This is a genomic window from Paenibacillus sp. USHLN196 (assembly GCF_037144955.1).
Classification (GTDB): domain Bacteria; phylum Bacillota; class Bacilli; order Paenibacillales; family Paenibacillaceae; genus Paenibacillus; species Paenibacillus xylanexedens_C.
Genome location: NZ_JBBCYH010000089.1, coordinates 1 through 210 on the forward strand (window position 1 = coordinate 1; position 210 = coordinate 210).

General features: G+C 51.0%; 1 rRNA gene. It reads left to right on the forward strand.

From position 1 onward, the window contains the following. Nucleotides 1-210: ribosomal RNA gene (locus tag WFI24_RS34470) — 16S ribosomal RNA — on the forward strand; the annotation flags it as partial.

Genomic DNA, 210 nt, shown 5'->3' on the forward strand with positions numbered 1-210 from the left:
TCAAAGGAATTGACGGGGACCCGCACAAGCAGTGGAGTATGTGGTTTAATTCGAAGCAACGCGAAGAACCTTACCAGGTCTTGACATCCCTCTGATCGGTACAGAGATGTATCTTTCCTTCGGGACAGAGGAGACAGGTGGTGCATGGTTGTCGTCAGCTCGTGTCGTGAGATGTTGGGTTAAGTCCCGCAACGAGCGCAACCCTTATAT